Origin of the sequence: Crenobacter oryzisoli (assembly GCF_030385785.1) — a bacterium.
GTDB classification, from domain to species: Bacteria; Pseudomonadota; Gammaproteobacteria; order Burkholderiales; family Chromobacteriaceae; genus Crenobacter_A; species Crenobacter_A oryzisoli.
Genome location: NZ_JAUEDK010000054.1, coordinates 1 through 16,727 on the forward strand (window position 1 = coordinate 1; position 16,727 = coordinate 16,727).

Genomic DNA, 16,727 nt, shown 5'->3' on the forward strand with positions numbered 1-16,727 from the left:
GGATCGCCTGGAGCAGGTCACGGGCATAGCGCATTTCATTCTTGGCGTATTCGCCAAAGACAGCCTCTCGCACCAGATGCGTCGCCAGCGAAGTCAACGTCAGCAGCCGCAACTGCGGATAGCTGGCGGCTACGCCGGAGGCATAAGCCTGTGCTCCGAAGTGCTGACGATTCTCTGGGGTATCCGAGGTGCGCAAGGTACTGCCATCAATCGCGTAGCGGGCCAATCCGCGCCAGCTTCTTCCCTGCTGATGCCGCTCATCCCAAACCAGCGCGCTGAGCCCGAAGAGTTGGGCCAACGGTTCCTCGCCGAGGCGCTGCCGCGCCTGGGTCAAGGCGCTCTTGGCAATCTCTGGATTGACCTCGTCAGGCAGCACCAGATCGAGATGAGCGACGACCTCCGGGATGGGCTGATGCCGGTACATCGCCAACGCAATGACCAGCCAGACGACCTGTTCGGCCGGCAATTTACGCCGCCGCACGCTGGCTTTGCCGGTCACTGCAAGTGCGTGGGCGATCCATGCCGGGTCAATTTGCTGAGAAAGAGCAGAGAAATCAGGGTGTTTATGAGCCTTGCCTACCATCTGGACCAACGTGAGGGAGTCAACCTGGCCGGAATATGAGCAAGATTCGCACCATGAAAAATGCCGTTCACTTGCTTAAGTGAACGGCATTACCGCGGATGCGGGGCTTTTGCTTGGGACGGCAGAGGGCGGTGCTCAGTCCATCAACTGCTGGTACAGGTAGACCAGCACCCGTGCCAGCTCCTCGGCGGTCTGCTCCTGGCCGGCGTTGCCGGTGTGGCCGCCGGCGTTGGTCTCCAGCAGCAGCGCGGCGTGGCCCAGCTCGTTCATCCGCGCGACCATCTTGCGCGCGTGGCCGGGGTGGACGCGGTCGTCGCGCGCGCTGGTGGTGAACAGCGTCAGCGGGTAGGCGACGTTGGCAGACAGCCGATGGTAGGGCGAGTAGGCCGCCAGCGCGGCGCGTTCGGCCGGGTCGGACGGGTCGCCGTATTCGTCGATCCAGCTCGCGCCGGCCAACAGCTCCGTATAGCGCAGCATGTCGAGCAGCGGCACCTCGCACACCACCGCCTTGAACAGCTCTGGCCGCTGGGTCAGCGCGGCGCCGACCAAGAGGCCGCCGTTGCTGCCGCCCTCGATCGCCAGCTTGGCCGGCGAACTCAGGCCGCGCGCGATCAGGTCCTCGGCGATGGCGATGAAGTCGTCGAAGCCGACCTGGCGGTTGGCGCCCTGCGCCGCCTGGTGCCAGGCCGGGCCGAACTCGCCGCCGCCGCGGATGCACGCCACCGCGAACGCGCCGCCCTTCTCCAGCCACTGCGGGCCGAAGTTGTCGACGTAGTGCGGCAGCATCGGCACCTCGAAGCCGCCGTAGCCGTACAGCAGCGTCGGCATGCTGCCGTCGAGCGGCGCGTCGCGGCGGCGCACCACGAAGTAGGGTACCTCGGTGCCATCCGGCGCGCGGGCGTGCCACTGTTCGGCGAGGTAGGGGCTGGCGTCGAACGCGGCCGGCTGGCGGCGCAGCACGTCGGGCTGGCCGGCCGGGTCGGCGAGGTCTAGCCGGTACAGGCCGGCCGGCTCGAGGAAGTCGCTGTGGCTGTAGCAGAGCAGATCGGTCGCCCACGGTTGGTCGGTGAACTCGATCACGCCGTGGTGCGGCGCGTTGACCGGCCGCTCGCGCCAGCCGTCGGCGCCGCGCTCGAACGCGACGAGGCGGCTTTGCACATTGTCGAGCAGGTTGACGACGATGTAGTTGAGCGTGCTCTCCACCGCCTCGACCGCCTGCCGCTCGCTGGGCACCAGCAGGCACTGGGCGCGGCCGCGCCCTTCGGCTAAGTCGGCGAGCTTCAGCACCAGCAGGGTGCCGGCGGCGAACGTGTCGCCCTGCCAGGTCCAGTCGTCGGCCAGGCTGACCACCAGATCGCCGTGCAGATAGGCCTCGACGTCGGCGCGCGGCGGCAGCGGCAGGGCGCTGACCTCGAGTTCTGCATCGATCAGGTAGTAGGTCTTGGCGTAGAAGCTGTCGGATACCTCGATCATGTCGACCGGGGCGGCGTCGCCGTCGAGGAAGCGCCAGGCGGCGACCATCATCGCGTCCTCGTCGGCCTGGTAGATCGGGGTGGCCTCGGCCATGCTCTGGCCGCGCTCGAGCAGCCACACCTCGCGCGGGTAGCCGGCACGGGTGGTCTGGCGTTCGTCCCAGGCAGGGCAGACGAACACGCTGTCCGGGTCGCGCCAGCCGATGTGGTTCTTGCCCTCGGGGAAGTGGAAGCCGCCGTTGACCAGGCTCTGTTCGGTCAGGTCATATTCGACGGTGACGCTGGCGTCGGCGCCGCCGATCGACAGCGTCACCAGCACCCGCTGCGGGCGCAGCGTGCAGTGCGCCACCGAGTCGAGATAGGCGTCGAGCTCGAGCGTGTCGGCCAGCGCGTCGACGTCGAGCACGATCTGCCAGTCGTTGAGGCCTTCGCGGTAGGCGGCCAGCGTGGTCTTGCGGTAGATGCCGCGCGGGTGCGCCTCGTCCTGGTGGAAGTTGTACAGCCAGCCTTCGTGCTCGGAGAAGAACGGGATCTGCCGGGTGTCGCGCAGGGTGGCGAGCACCTCGGCGGACAGTGGCGCGAAGCGCGGGTCGGCGTCGAGCCGGGCGCGGGTGGCGGCGTTCTGCCTCGTCACCCAGGCGGTAACGGCGGGGTCGTCCAGGCCTTCCAGCCAGGCGTGCGGGTCGTGGGTGTGCGGCATGCGGGTGTCTTGGTCGGTAATGCGTCGAGCCCGTCAGTGTAGGCGCAGACGGCGCAGCGGGCCAGAGTAGGCGAACGCGACGACGCCGCCGGCGGTGCGGGACCGCGGGCGGCGTCGTGGGTGGTCAGGGGGTCAGCCCAGCGCGGTGGCGAACGCGGTGATCAGGCGCTCCAGCGCCGCATCGTCGATCTGCCAGTGGGTGACCAGGCGCATCCGGCCGTCCTCCGGCGGATTGGCCCGGATGCCGGCGGCGGCGAGCGTCGCCATCAGCTTCGCGGTATCGACTTCCGGCGCGAGGTCGAACCACACCATGTTGATGTGGACATCGCTGCGGTCGACGTCGAGGCCGGGCAGCGCGGCGAGCCGTTCGGCCAGCCTTTGCGCGCGGGCATGGTCCTCCGGCAGGCGCTCGACCATCTCGGTCAGCGCGAGAATGCCCGGCGCGGCCAGCACGCCGACCTGGCGCATGCCGCCGCCCAGCAGCTTGCGGTTGCGGCGCGCCTTGGCGATGAATTCGTGGGTGCCGGCCAGGATCGACCCGACCGGCGCGGCCAGCCCCTTGGACAGGCAGCACATCACGCTGTCGGCGTACTGGGTGATCTCGCGCACCTCGCAGCCCAGGTGTACCGCGGCGTTGAACACCCGCGCGCCGTCGAGGTGCACCGGCACGCCGTGCAGGCGCGCCACCGCGGCGACGTCGGCCATTGCCGATAGCGGGATCACCCGGCCGTTGGAGTGGGCGTTCTCCAGGCAGATCAGCCCGGTCTTCGGCCAGTGGATGTCGCTGCCGTCGCGGATGCGTTTCTTCACCTCTTCGGCGCGGATCACGCCCTTGTCCGACTCGATGGTGCGCAGCTGCACACCGGCGATCACCGCCGCGCCGCCTGTCTCGTGCCAGACGATGTGGCAGTCGTCGCCGAGGATCACCTCGTCACCACGCCCGCAGTGGGTGAACAGCGCCAGCTGGTTGCCGAAGTTGCCGGTCGGCACGAACAGCGCGGCCTCTTTGCCCAGCAGGTCGGCGGCGAGCCGCTCGAGCCGATGCACAGTGGGGTCGTCGCCGTACACGTCGTCGCCGACCTCGGCGTTGAGCATCGCCTCGCGCATCGCGCGGGTCGGGTGGGTAACGGTGTCGCTGCGCACGTCGATGATCGGCAGTTCGGGCATGGAGGTCTCCTCGCGCAAATGGCGAACGGCGGCTCTTGGCCGCCGTTCATTTTGGGGTGTCGGGCGTCAGGCCCGATTATGCCAGTGTTCGCAACACCGGTGAGGTTGCCCGGGGAGGGGCTGGATCAGACTCCGTAGGACGTTCGCAATTCGGAGACCCTTTGCTGGGCCTGCATGATGGCCTGGGCGCCCAGGGAGATGTCGGCGCCGCATTGGCAAGTCAGGTGCTGGTCGGGGGCTAGAGCTAGACTCTTCAGGTGGTGGCGGTTTTCGTGGCCGCATTTTTCGCAGGCAATCACGACGGTGGCGTTGTAATGCTTGTCGAGGTCGATGTCGATGCTCGGCATGTACTTCATTGGACTCTCCCAGTTGTCGTGTGGGGGATGGCAGGGTCGTCGCCCTCCCACTTCCAACGCTAGACCAGCAGGCGACGAGCGGACAATAGACGGCCGATGAACGGGCTTCGTCGCAGCGGGCGCCGTCTTCATGGCGCCTGCCGGGGGGTCAGGGAGTGTGGCTCTGGCGCTGCTCCTCGGGGGTTTCCACCGGCAGCTTGCCGGCGCGCACCTCCCTGCGGAACGCCTCATAGTCGGCCTCGACCTGGTCGGCGTACGCCAGCGAGTAGCGGCCGATTGCCGACGCAAACTTGGTGCCCTTGCCGAGGTAGCCGGCCAGTAGGGCGCTGCGCCCTCCGGCCTTGGCGTGCGCGCGCGCCAGTGTCCAGGCGCAGGCTTCACCGTAGGCGGTCAGGGTCGCGAGGTCGAAGGTTTCCAGCGCGGCGGAAATCTTCATGTCGCGCAGCTGGCGCACGTAGTAGTGCCGGTCTGCCGGGCCGGTGGCCCAGCCGAGGAACAGGTCGCTGGCCGCCTGCATCATCCGTTGCCCGAATACCACCCGTTTGCCCTGGTGCTGGTGCTTGCTCTTGCTGGTGTAGCGCTCCAGCACCGACGCGCGGGCCTCCTTGATCTGCAGGAACAGCGGCTGCTCGTAGTCGTCCTCCATCAGCGCCACCAGGCAACGGGTACCGACGCTGCCGACCCCGACCACCTTGAATGCTAGGTCGAGGCAGCGGAAGCGATCGAACAGGGACGCGCGGTCTTCTTTCAGCGTGGCGCGGTAGTCCTTGAACATCGGCGTGAGTGACTCATGCCAGTCGGCGGAGGACAGCCAGTCGTCGTCCTTGGGCAGCCGCGAACCGCTCTCCTGGAAGTGGAACAGCGTCGGCGGGCTGTCTTTCAGGCGGCGTTCGCCGTTGTCGATCTCGGTGATCTTCGGCAGCAGCCGATCGTGCGTGCGGTTCCGGGCGCGTTCGGCGACACGGGCGAGGCGCCGTTGCAAGGCGTCGTTGTTGCCGGTGGCGATCGTCATGTCGTCGAGCGTGAGGCGCCGGTACCAGATGTCTAGCGTGCCCATCTGCGCCAGTTTGTGCATATGCGTCTGGTACGCGAGTGTGGCGTCCTCGGCCACTTTCTTCGCCTGCGCCTCGGCAAAGCCCAGCTCGCGCGCCGCCAGTACCAGACTGACCGTCAGCCGCTTCACGTCCCACTCCCACGGCCCCGGATGGGTCTCGTCGAAGTCGTTGATGTCGAACATCAGGTTGCGCTCGGGCGAGGCGAACAGGCCGTAGTTCATGAGGTGCGCGTCGCCGCAGATCGGCAGGATTTCGCCACTGTACGGCGTCTGCGCCAGGTCAGCCGCCTGCAGCAGGGCGATACCGCGGAAGAACGAGAACGGCGAGGCGATCATCCGGCCGTAGCGTAACGGGATCAGCGCCGGCACCCGGCCGGCACTGCTCTCCTGCAGCAGCGCGATCGGGTCGCGGTCACGGGGCTTGGGCAACTCGGCCTGGGCCTCGCGCGGGCAGGCCGAGCGACGGGCCTTACCCTCCGCGTAGAGCTGGTCGAAGCGGGACGGTGTGGGCATGCGCTTCCTTTCTGGCGGTCGACAGCTGGGGGAGGCTTCAGTGTAGCCCGAGCTGCCGCTTCGCAGAGACGGCATGGCGCATCGGGACGTGCGGGAGGCTGGCGGGGGTAGATGTGACAACGCCCCGGCAGCGGGGCTGCCGGGGCGTGGAATCAGGAAAGACGAAGTGTTTTAGGCCTTCTTCGTGTAGGCGCTGCACCAACCTTTGTTCTCGACCAGCTTACCGCCGAACACTGCACACGGAGCGGTGGCGTCGGTCGGCTTGCCCTGGAACAGCTGGCAGTTGCCGCAGTGCTGGCCGGCGGCGTATTTCGGGTACTTGGCCTTGTCGACCTTGCTTGCGTCGTGCTTGTAGCCCAGGCCCTTGGCTTGCGGGTCGTTCTCGTCCAGCTTGGCCGGAGCGGCCAGCGCGTTGCGGCTGAGCAGGGCTGCAGCGCCAACGGCCGGGATCACTTTGAACAGAAAGGTGCGACGTGACGTCATGATGTTTCTCCTGATTGCTTTTTTGGAAATTGGTCCCACGGACCGAGCTGTTGGATATCATGGTTACCTAACTGTTCCCGATTTGCAAAGTTTTTTATCGCAATGACATTGCTTCTCATTTGCCGCATGAATAAAGGCGTTGGGGAGGGTTTCCACAGGCCACGATTCATCAGCATTTAGACTTTTGTCATTACTGGTGATAGGGTTGTTTCTAAATTGGGAAATGGTTTCCATTTTTTGAAAAGCGGGCGCCGACCCGGCTGGCGGCCTGGGCGCCAGGGCCCAGCGTGGCTACAATGGCGGCCCCGCCGGCCCGCCCGGGAAGGTCTTTTTTTTGTCATGCTCCCAGCTTCACCTCCCATCGCCGCTGCGCGGATCCGCCCGATGCGTGCCAGCGACCTGTCCGCCGTACTTGCCCTGCAACAGCGCTGCTACCAAGACCACCTGATCGAACTGCTCGGCTACCTGTTTGCCCATCCTTGGCAGGGCGAGGCACTACCGGTGCTCGACACGCCGCTTGCGGCGCTACCCAAGGTGCCCGACACGCTGTTCATCCACGACCTGGCGCTGCACCCGGCAGCGCGCGGTCAGCGGTTGGCTCCGCGACTGATCGACGCGGTGATGCACGAGGCACGCCAGCGGCGCCTGCGCTATACGCGGCTGGTAGCGGTGCAGGACGCCGCCGGTTTCTGGTCGCGCCACGGCTATCGAACGTATCCCTTGCCGGCCGCCAAGCTGGCGAGCTATGGCCCCGGCGCCGTCGGCATGCAGCGGGCGCTGTAGCCCAATTCACGGCACGCAAAAAAGCCTGGCCGGACGCGCGTTGCAGCGCATCCGGCCAGGCTGTGGACCCTTACCCGAAGGCTTAGGGCTTAGAACCTGTTTACGATCTGCTGTACTCGGGTGATCCTGCGTTGAAATGCCGCTCAACATGCTCATGTACTCCATGTACATGCCGCATTTTCCCGTCATTTCGCCTTGGCTGACCCTTCGTTCGCGAGATCGTAAACAGGTTCTTAGTGTCGCTTAGTGCGACTTTTTCTTCTTCTTGACGGCCTTGCCCGAGTGCTTGCCACTGTGACCGGCGGCATGCGACCTGCCCTTGTGGCTCGACTTGCCCGCGTGTCTGCCACGGGAATGGGACGAGCCGGACTCGGCGAGCTGGGCGGTGCGGCCGCTCGGGCGCAGGCTGACCGGAGCGGCGGAACCGTCGCTGTCGGCGCAGCGCCGCGTCAGTTCGCGCCACTTGTTCGATACGGCCATGCCGTTATCGTACAGCTCGGCGTCGGTGTTCTCGCCGTTCGGGGTCAGGTCGACGGTGATGCCGGTGTGGCCGTTGGCCGGGTTGATCAGCATCACCGACTCTTCGCCGTTCGGATAGACCTCGTGCTTGATGAAGTCGTCGGGGATCTTCCACGCGTGCAGATTGTTGACGATGCAGGCGGCTACCCGGCTTGCCGGGCCGTGCGGACTTTCCTTGGCGACCGGCGCGGCGTCGCGCTTCGGGCGGACTTTCAGCGGTGCGCTGGCGTCGGACGAAGGCTGGGGGGCGGTTGCGGCGTTGCCGGCTGGCTGGGTATGGGCGCAAGCAGCCACCAGCAGGGCGGCGCACAGGGCGGCGCCTAGGCGCGCCGCGCGGGATCGGGAAACAGCTAAACGCATAAAACGGCCATGGGCTGGAAATGTCAAAGCGGACCATCATTCCCGAATCGGCGCGCGCTTACAAGTAATCTTGACAGATCAATCGTTTAGCATGAACGCAGAGAGAGCGGCTCGACGACGCAAACGCAGTTGCGGCCGGCGCTCTTGGCGTCGTACAGGGCTTCGTCGGCTCGATGCAACAGTGCGTCGAACGCGGTCTCGCCCGGGCCCTGACTGGCCACGCCGAAGCTGGCGGTGACGGAGCCGGCAGCGGTGGTACCGGCAGCCAGCGCCAGGCGACGCGCTTCGGCCACTTGCCGCCCCCAGTCTGCATCGCGTCCGGGCAGCAGGATCGCGAATTCCTCGCCGCCTAGCCGGCCGAGCACAGCGCCTGGCGGCAGCCCGGCACCGACCAGCCGTGCCACGTCCTGCAGCGTGCGATCGCCGACCGAGTGGCCGAAGCGGTCGTTCACCTGCTTGAAGTAGTCGATGTCGAACATCACCAGCGTCAGGCCGCGTCCGCCCGGCTGCAGCCAGCGCTGCGCCAGCGTCTGCAGGTGGCGGCGGTTGCTCAGGCCGGTCAGCTCGTCCAGCGTCGCCAGCTCGTGCAGCCGGTTCATCTGGCCTCGCAGCTGGCGGGCGAGGCGCAGCAGGCCCAGCGCCAACAGGAACAGGCCGAGCATCCGCAGCCAGCTCGCTCCCGCCGTCGACAGCCAGAACGGCATGGCGAGCACCTCGTCCAGCACGTCGATCAGCGATGCCTCCAAGCTGAAGCCGAGGCCAACCATCAGCAGGCTGTAGGTATAGGGCAGGAAATTGAGCTGCTGAACGGCCTTCAGCAACATCATCCCCATCAGGTAGATGCCGGACTCGGCCAGCGCCGACAGCGGAGAGGGGAAGGGCTTACCCAACAGCGGCAGCGTGTACAGATACCAGGCCAGCGTGGCGAGCTGGCCCAGACTGACCAGGCCGAGCAGGGTCCAGCGCAATGTCCTCGGAAGGGCACCGCGCCTCGGTTCGTCGAACAACGGGGAGATGGGAAAGAGCGGCCGCTGACAGATCATCTGTGCCTCATCGGAGCGCCGGGGGCGCAATATGCCATGCGCCGTAGTGTAGCGTACTTCGGCGCCCGGCCCGGCAAGCTCCGCTCAGCGGGGATGTCGTGGGCTGTCAGCTGGCCGGCCCAGGCAATACCAGCAAATCGCATATTACGCTCCGGGTGCAAAAAGCCCCGCGATCGCGGGGCTTGGATGAGTTTGGTAGAACGCTTACTGGCGGATCTGCCCGTCGCCGAGCACCACCCACTTCTGGCTGGTCAGCCCTTCCAGGCCGACCGGGCCGCGGGCGTGGATCTTGTCGGTCGAGATGCCGATCTCGGCGCCCAGACCGTACTCGAAGCCGTCGGCGAAGCGGGTGCTGGCGTTGACCATCACGCTGGCCGAGTCGACCTCGCGCAGGAAGCGGCGCGAGCGCGAGTAGTCCTCGGTGACGATCGCGTCGGTGTGGTGGCTGCCGTGCTCGTTGATGTGCTCGATCGCTTCGTCCAGGGAGTCGACCACCTTGACCGCCAGGATAGGCGCGAGGTATTCGGTCTCCCAGTCCTCGGCCGTCGCGGCGACCACCTTGTTGCCGAGGATATCGCGGGTGCGCTCGCAGCCGCGCAGTTCCACGCCCTTGTCCCAGTAGGCTTCGGCCAGGCGCGGCAGGATGGCACCGGCCACCGCCTGGTGCACCAGCAGGCTCTCCATGGTGTTGCAGGTGCCATAGCGGTGGGTCTTGGCGTTCAGCGCGATCGCGAACGCCTTGTCGAGGTCGGCGCGCTCGTCGATGTAGACGTGGCAGTTGCCATGCAGGTGCTTGATCACCGGCACGCGTGCTTCACGGCTGATGCGTTCGATCAGGCCCTTGCCGCCGCGCGGCACGATCACGTCGACATAGTCGGGCATGGTCACCAGGGCGGTAACGGCGGCACGGTCGGTGGTTTCCAGGATCTGCACCACGCCGGCCGGCAGGCCGGCGGCGGCCAGGCCTTCATGCACGCAGGCGGCGATCGCCTGGTTGCTGTGGAAGGCTTCCGAGCCGCCGCGCAGGATCGCGGCGTTGCCCGACTTCAGACACAGGCCGGCGGCGTCGGCGGTCACGTTCGGGCGCGATTCGTAGATGATGCCGACGACGCCCAAAGGCACGCGCATCTTGCCCAGCTGGATGCCGGACGGGCGATAGGTGAAGTCGTCCATTTCGCCGACCGGGTCAGGCAGCGCGGCGATCTGGCGCAGGCCTTCGGCCATGCTCTCCACCGTGGCAGCCGAGACGGCCAGACGGTCGACCAGTGCCGGCTCCAGGCCGTTCTGGCGCGCGGCCGCCAGGTCGAGTGCGTTGGCGGCGATCAGCTTGGCGCTGTCGCGCAGCAGCGCGTCGGCGATGGCGTGGAGGGCCCGGTTCTTCTGGTTGGTGTCGGCGCGGGCGATGGCGCGGCTGGCGGCGCGCGCTGCCTGGCCGACCGACAGCATGTAGTCCTGGACGTTCATCGTGATTCTTCCGGCAAAACAGGGTGATACCGACAAGAGTAAACGATTCGTCGCGGCGAGACTAGCGGGCCGGCTCGGTTACGAGCCCTGCATCAGCAAGGCGTCACGCCATCGGCATGAGCTATTTTATATTGTCAGACAGCGAGAGTGGGTCAGACCAGTGCCTGCGTCAACAGCTCCAGCGCCGGGTAGTCCTCGGCGATCTCCTCGCCGAACTCGAGGATGGTGTCGTCCTCCTCGTCGTGGAACCAGTTGACCAGCACGTGGTTGCCGGCGAGCGCCGCCTGGTTGAACTGCTCGAACAGGCTCATCAACAGCTTGGTGCTGGAGCTGTTGAAGTAGGCCAGCTGCACGTCGATCTGGATGGTCGTGCCGCGGCAAGCGGCGAGATAGCTGCCCACCGCGTCGAGCAGCGGGCCGTAGAACGCCTGGGCGTTCTCCGGGTAGCTCTCGCCCTTCAGCGACATTCTGTGGCTGTCGAAGCGGAAATCGACTTCGGGGGTGGCGGAGGTGGCGGCTAAGTAGACGTTCTGCATAGTTATAGTGTCGCTTTCAGATAGAAAAGGGTGGTGGCGCTGTCCGGTTCGTCGACGAAGTCGAACTCGATCGGTTCGCAAGCGTCGCGCGCCACGGTAAGGAAGCCCAGACCCGCGCCCTTGCTGCCGGCTTCGCCTTCGGTGCGCAGTTTTTCCTTGTAGCGCTGCTTGATCTCATCGAGCGTCATGGTGCGCAGCGGCTCGAGCTTGGCGAGCAGCTTCGGCTGCGCCTCGCGGGCGATCGGGTTGGCGCAGACCACGTAGAAGCGATCGCCCTTCTCGCCGACCCACAGCGCGCCGCGGCGCAGCTCGGCATCGGCGGCGTCGATCAGTGGATCGGCCGAATAGTGGACGACGTTCTGCGCCATCTCGACGAACACCGAGAACAGCTTGCGGCGGGTGACGTTGGTCGCATCGGAGCTGTTCAGGCGCTGGCGCAGCGCGTCGCCCATCGCGGTGACGACCGACTGCGAGAAATAGCCGGTGTAGTAGAACACCACGTTTTCCTCGCGGGCGAGGTCTTGGAAACGGTGAAAAGCGGTCAAACCCATGGGGATTCTCAAGGCAGGTGAACAGCGAACAGGCTGACGTCATCGCGGCGCGAGTGCTCGTTCTGCCAGTCGGCGAAGCGGGCCAGCAGCTCGCGCTGCTGCTCGGCCATCGGCGCGTCGCGGCGCGACAGCAGCGCGGCCTTGAAGCGTTTCTTGCCGAAGGCGATGCGCTTGGCGCCGCCGATCTGGTCGATGATGCCGTCGGTGGTGATGTAGACGCGGCTGCCGGCCGGCAGCGCGATGGTCTGGTTGTCCCAAGTGTAATCGAGCGGCGTGCCGACATAGCCGACGCCCTTCTTGTTGCCGTCGATGCTGCCGATCTCCTCGTCTTCGGGTCGCAGCAGGAACAGCGGTGTCTTGGCGCCGGCGTAGGTGAGCGTGCGCGCGTCGGTGTCGAACCAGCAGAACGCGCAGTCCATACCGTCATCCGAGCGCAACTCGAAGTCCTCGTCGTCCTGCTCGTGTTCAGCCAGCTGGCCAAGCGACTCCTTCACCTGGCGGTTGATCGCGCCGAGCAGTTCGGCCGGGTTGGTCAGGTCGTGGCTGGTCAGCACCTGCTTGAGCGCCGACGCCATAATCAGCGTCATGAACGCGCCGGGCACGCCGTGGCCGGTGCAGTCGATCACCGCCACGAAGAAGCCGTGCGGGCGGCGCACGAAGTAGTAGTAGTCGCCGCCGACGATGTCGCGCGGCTGCCAGATCATGCTGTAGTCGGTCAGCGCGGCGGCCATCTCGCGGCGCGAACTCTGCAGGAACGACTGCTGGATCACGCTGGCGTAGTGGATGCTCTCCATCATCTGGCGGTGCTTCTCGGCCTGCTGGTCGGCCAGTGCCTGCACCAGCTGGATGCCTTGGCCCAGGCCGGCGTATTCGCCATCGCGGGTGATCAGGAAGCCGTCCGACAGCACCGCCTCGCCGGCCGACAGCACCTGGTACGACAGCTCGGTCAGCGGCAGGTGGTAGTCGACGGTCAGCGGGGCGGCGTTCATGAACGCGGTGCAGGCGCGCCGGCCGAAGATCTCGCGGTGGAACGGCCGAGCCAGCTGGCTCATGAAGGTGTTGCGGTTGATGATGCCGACCGGACGACCGTCGTCGACCACCGGCAGGTTGGCCAGCGCAATGTCGTCGCTGAACAGCGCGAGTACATCGTAATTGGTGTTGATCGACTGGACGGTGGGCGGCTGCTGCAGCAACTGGCCGGCAATCTGCTGGCTGCTGGGTGCGGCGAGGGCTTGCGACATGGTGTGGCGCTCCGACACGGTGCGGTAAGGGACGCCGGCGAGTCTAGGCAGCCTCGATTGCGATCGGGTGACGGCAACATGACGATTAGGTTACTGCTATAGGAGCGGTCACCCATTATCGATTTAATGCTTATTGGTGATGCAATCGATTCGTTTAAATTTGCTGAACTGGCTTGGCCGGGGGCGGTGGCCTCTGCGCCTTCAGCGGCGCCGTCACTACGCCCTGCTTTTGTCCAGCGACACCGCTTGGGCGTACACCGTGGCCAGCAGGTCCCCGCTGGGCAGGCGGGCGAGTCGAGTCATGGGCGGCCCAGGGTGTGAAACGGGACGATCGAATGGAAGGGCTTGATCGCAGTGTAATGCGCTCGGCATGAGCCGACAAAAAACCCGCCGGGATGGGCGGGTCGGGGTTGCTCGTGGTGCTCAGTGGCCGAGGAACTTCTTCGCGCGCTGCACCAGCAGCCACACGCTCAGCGCGATCGGCACGATCGCGAGGCCGGTGGCCAGCTCCGGGTTCACTTCCACCCCACCGGCGTGCAGTGCCTTGAAGATGTAGCCGGTCAGGCTGACCGCGTAGTAGGTCAGCACCCCCACCGACAGGCCTTCCACCGTTTCCTGCAGGCGCAGTTGCAGCTCGGCGCGGCGGTCCATGCTGGCGAGCAGGGCGCGGTTCTGCTGTTCGTGCATCACCTCGACCCGGGTGCGCAGCAAGGCGGTGGTGCGCTGGATGCGTTCGATCAGCCGATCCTGGCGGCCTAGCGCGGTCTCGCAGGTGGCCATCGCCGGCGCGAGACGACGCTCCATGAATTCGCGGAACGGCTGCAGGCCGGGCATGCGCCGCTCGCGCAGTTCTGCGATGCGCTGCGCGATCAGCTGGTAGTAGGCGCGGCTGGCCGAGAAACGGTACTGGTGCTCGCCGACCAGCCGCTCGGCGCGCGCCGCCAGCTCGGTCAGCTCGGCGAGCAGGTCGTCGTCCTGGTCGGGCTGCTCGGTCATCCGCTCGGTGACGCGGCGCAGGATGCCGCCCAGCTCGTTGATCTCGCGCATCTGCTGCTTGGCGATCGGCAGCGCCAGCAGCGCCAGCATCCGGTAGGTCTCGATCTCGAACAGCCGCTGCACCATGCGGCCGGTCTGGTTCGGGCCCATCTTGCGGTCGACGATGACGAAACGCGAGAAGCCCTCCGGCAGGCGCGGGTCCGGGTGCAGGCGCAGGTCGGTGTAGGCGGCACCGTTGCCGTCGCCGATCTCGGCGCCGAGCAGCTCGCGGCCGCCGAACCAGCGCTGGGCGATCTCCTGCACCGGCTGTTCCTCGCCGGCCGGCAGTACCACGGTGTGCAGCGCCACCATGACCGTGCCGGGCAGGGAAGCCAGCCAGTCGTCCGGCAGCTCGGCGAAGGCGGTGTCGACGAAGGGCAGCGGGCCGATGCCGGGCCGCACCAGGGTGTAGCGGGCAAACTCGTTATGCAGCGACCAGCGGACCGCCAGCTCGCCGGCCTGGCCGTCGAAATGCGAGGCGGTCGGCGCGGGCGGGGCGATGCCGAAGTGCTCGGCCAGGCGGGCGATCGCCTCGCGCTGGCCGCTGTCGTCCTTCTCGAACAGCACGGTGAACGAGGAGACCCGCGCCGGCGACGCAATCGCGGCAGGCGGACGGGCGTGCGCTTCGTCGTTCAGGGAGCGACGCAGCGGATGGGTAACAAGGGTGGTCATGCGGCAATCCTGCAAAAGGCGTTATCGCTGCTGCCAGTGGCAGCAGCGATAACGGCTCGTGCGGGACAAGAGCATACCGGAATTGTCTTGCCATGGTGGCATAGACAAAAATTGCATAAATGTATTTCGCAACAGTATTTCTGGATATAAAGACGGATGGATATAGTCGTGCATATTGCCCACTCGCCGCAGAGGTATCGCCATGACATCCCGTATCGTCCTGTCCGCGCTCGTCGCCTTCGGCCTGTCCGCCCCGGTGCTGGCCGACGTGACACTGCTGAACGTGTCCTATGACGTGATGCGCGATTTCTACAAGGACTACAACCCGGTCTTCCAGAAAGCCTACAAGGCCAAGACCGGCGAGGCGGTGACGATCCAGCAGTCGCACGGCGGCTCGTCCAAGCAGGCGCTGTCGGTGGTCAACGGCCTGCCGGCCGACGTGATCACCATGAACCAGGTGACCGATATCGACCTGCTGGCCGACAAGGGCGCGCTGATCCCGAAGGATTGGGCGAAGCGCCTGCCGAACAACAGCGTGCCGTTCACCTCCACCACGGTGTTCCTGGTGCGCAAGGGCAACCCGAAGAACGTGCACGACTGGGCCGACCTGGTGAAGCCGGGCGTGCAGGTCATCATCGCCAACCCGAAGACCTCGGGTAACGGCCGCTACGCGTATCTGGCCGCCTGGGGCGCCGCGCTGAAGCAGCCGGGCGGCAGCGAGGCCAAGGCGCGCGACTATGTGTCGCGCTTGTTCAAGAACGTGCCGGTGCTCGACACCGGCGGCCGCGCCGCCACCACCACCTTCATGCAGCGCCAGATCGGCGACGTGCTGATCACGTTTGAAAACGAAGCCGAGATGATCTCGCGCGAATTCGGTCGCGGCAGCTTCGAGCTGGTCTACCCGAAACTGTCGGTATCGGCTGAGAACCCGGTGTCGCTGGTCGACAAGGTGGTCAACAAGAAGGGCTCGCGCAAGGAGGCCGAGGCCTACCTGAAGTATCTGTGGAGCCCGGAAGGCCAGGAGATCGCCGCCAAGAACTACCTGCGCCCGCAGGACAAGGCGGTGGCCGCCAAGTACGCCGCGCAGTTCCCGCCGGTGAAGACCTTCACCGTCGCGAGCGTGTTCGGCAACTGGGAAGCGGTGGCCAAGAAGCACTTTGCCGATGGCGGGGTGTTTGACCAGATCTACGCCAAGAAATAATCCGACGCCACTAACAAGACGCTCCCGGCGTTGTTGCGCTGCCTTGCCGTACGACTTGTACTGTCTGCGGCAGCACGCCTAGTCGGGGCCGCTTCGCTGAGTCTTGTTAGCGGCTCGTGCCCATCAGTTTTTTGTGAGGAACCCCGATGAGCCTGTTGAACCGTCAACATAGCGTGCTGCCCGGCTTCGGCCTGTCGTTCGGCATCAGCGTGGTGTGGCTGTCGCTGATCGTGCTGCTGCCGTTCACGGCGCTGGTGCTGATGAGCACCAAGCTCGGCTGGTCGGCCTTCGTCGCCACCGTCGGCGCCGAGCGGGTGATCGCCTCGCTGAAACTGTCGTTCGGCGCCTCGGCAGTGGCCGCGCTGATCAATGCCGTGTTCGGCTTTCTGCTGGCCTGGGTGCTGGTGCGCTACCCCTTCCCAGGCAAGCGGCTGATCGACGCGCTGATCGACCTGCCGTTCGCACTGCCCACCGCAGTGGCCGGCATCGCGCTGACCACGTTGTACGCGCCGAACGGCTGGATCGGCCAGTACCTGGCGCCGCTGGGCTTGAAGGTGGCGTTCACGCCGCTGGGCATCGTGATCGCGCTGGTGTTCATCGGCCTGCCCTTCGTGGTGCGCACGGTGCAGCCGGTGCTGGAAGACCTGGAGAAGGAACTGGAAGAGGCGGCCACCTGCCTCGGTGCCAGCCGTGGCCAGATCTTCCGCCGGGTGATCTTCCCGGCCGTGCTGCCGGCGCTGATCACCGGCACCACCATGGCGTTCGCCCGCGCCACCGGCGAGTTCGGCTCGGTGATCTTCATCGCCGGCAACATCCCGCTGGTGTCGGAGATCGCTCCGCTGATCATCATTTCCAAGCTCGACCAGTACGACTATCTGGGCGCGACCGCGGTGGCGGTGGTGATGCTCGGCCTGTCCTTCGTGCTGTTGTTCGCCATCAACGCTATCCAGTGGTGGGCCAGTCGCCGCCACGGCGGCGGCCGCTAAGCCCGAGA

General features: G+C 66.2%; 16 protein-coding genes. 3 read left to right on the plus strand and 13 right to left on the minus strand.

The features are described from left to right. From QU481_RS19925 to QU481_RS19950, 6 genes are all read right to left on the minus strand, one after another. Positions 1–583, minus strand: a 583-nt coding sequence (locus tag QU481_RS19925) for a transposase domain-containing protein (protein ID WP_289831441.1), incomplete at its 3' end; no start/stop codon positions are given. Between the two features lie 135 nt (positions 584–718). Continuing rightward, positions 719–2,755, minus strand: coding sequence for a prolyl oligopeptidase family serine peptidase (locus QU481_RS19930; RefSeq protein ID WP_289831752.1), 2,037 nt, complete (start codon positions 2,753–2,755; stop codon positions 719–721). Positions 2,756–2,887: 132 nt separating this feature from the next. Beyond that, positions 2,888–3,922, minus strand: coding sequence for a low-specificity L-threonine aldolase (ltaE, locus tag QU481_RS19935; protein ID WP_289831754.1), 1,035 nt, complete (start codon positions 3,920–3,922; stop codon positions 2,888–2,890). 125 nt (positions 3,923–4,047) lie between these two features. Continuing rightward, positions 4,048–4,278, minus strand: coding sequence for a hypothetical protein (locus QU481_RS19940; RefSeq protein ID WP_289831755.1), 231 nt, complete (start codon positions 4,276–4,278; stop codon positions 4,048–4,050). A gap of 148 nt (positions 4,279–4,426) precedes the next feature. After that, a complete protein-coding gene (locus QU481_RS19945) occupies positions 4,427–5,845 on the minus strand; it encodes a DUF2252 domain-containing protein (RefSeq protein WP_289831756.1) in 1,419 nt (472 codons plus the stop codon). Between the two features lie 171 nt (positions 5,846–6,016). Next, positions 6,017–6,328: a high-potential iron-sulfur protein gene (locus QU481_RS19950; protein WP_289831757.1), complete on the minus strand. Its 312-nt coding sequence runs from the start codon at positions 6,326–6,328 to the stop codon at positions 6,017–6,019. A gap of 384 nt (positions 6,329–6,712) precedes the next feature. On the opposite strand from QU481_RS19950, the gene QU481_RS19955 reads away from it, so the two are divergent. Continuing rightward, a complete protein-coding gene (locus QU481_RS19955; RefSeq protein WP_289831759.1) occupies positions 6,713–7,111 on the plus strand; it encodes a GNAT family N-acetyltransferase in 399 nt (132 codons plus the stop codon). A gap of 243 nt (positions 7,112–7,354) precedes the next feature. Here QU481_RS19955 and QU481_RS19960 read toward each other — a convergent pair whose 3' ends face one another. The 7 genes from QU481_RS19960 to QU481_RS19990 form a co-directional block, all read right to left on the minus strand. Next, the gene (locus QU481_RS19960) at positions 7,355–7,990 is read right to left on the minus strand and encodes a hypothetical protein (protein ID WP_289831760.1); all 636 of its coding nucleotides are present in this window, start codon (positions 7,988–7,990) and stop codon (positions 7,355–7,357) included. 86 nt (positions 7,991–8,076) lie between these two features. Continuing rightward, positions 8,077–9,033: a GGDEF domain-containing protein gene (locus QU481_RS19965; RefSeq protein WP_289831761.1), complete on the minus strand. Its 957-nt coding sequence runs from the start codon at positions 9,031–9,033 to the stop codon at positions 8,077–8,079. 204 nt (positions 9,034–9,237) lie between these two features. Beyond that, the gene (locus QU481_RS19970; protein ID WP_289831762.1) at positions 9,238–10,497 is read right to left on the minus strand and encodes a glutamate-5-semialdehyde dehydrogenase; all 1,260 of its coding nucleotides are present in this window, start codon (positions 10,495–10,497) and stop codon (positions 9,238–9,240) included. Between the two features lie 152 nt (positions 10,498–10,649). Next, complete coding sequence (locus QU481_RS19975; protein ID WP_289831764.1) at positions 10,650–11,033, minus strand: DUF1987 domain-containing protein; 384 nt, start codon at positions 11,031–11,033, stop codon at positions 10,650–10,652. 2 nt (positions 11,034–11,035) lie between these two features. After that, complete coding sequence (locus tag QU481_RS19980) at positions 11,036–11,584, minus strand: SiaB family protein kinase (RefSeq protein ID WP_289831765.1); 549 nt, start codon at positions 11,582–11,584, stop codon at positions 11,036–11,038. An 8-nt stretch (positions 11,585–11,592) separates the two neighbouring features. Then, a complete protein-coding gene (locus QU481_RS19985) occupies positions 11,593–12,825 on the minus strand; it encodes a PP2C family protein-serine/threonine phosphatase (RefSeq protein WP_289831767.1) in 1,233 nt (410 codons plus the stop codon). A 423-nt stretch (positions 12,826–13,248) separates the two neighbouring features. Next, a complete protein-coding gene (locus QU481_RS19990; RefSeq protein WP_289831768.1) occupies positions 13,249–14,532 on the minus strand; it encodes a DUF3422 family protein in 1,284 nt (427 codons plus the stop codon). A gap of 202 nt (positions 14,533–14,734) precedes the next feature. Here QU481_RS19990 and QU481_RS19995 point away from each other — a divergent pair, with 202 nt between their 5' ends. Both QU481_RS19995 and cysT read left to right on the plus strand, forming a co-directional pair. Continuing rightward, a complete protein-coding gene (locus QU481_RS19995; RefSeq protein WP_289831769.1) occupies positions 14,735–15,733 on the plus strand; it encodes a sulfate ABC transporter substrate-binding protein in 999 nt (332 codons plus the stop codon). 146 nt (positions 15,734–15,879) lie between these two features. Beyond that, positions 15,880–16,719, plus strand: coding sequence for a sulfate ABC transporter permease subunit CysT (cysT, locus tag QU481_RS20000; RefSeq protein ID WP_289831770.1), 840 nt, complete (start codon positions 15,880–15,882; stop codon positions 16,717–16,719). Positions 16,720–16,727: the final 8 nt, after the last annotated feature.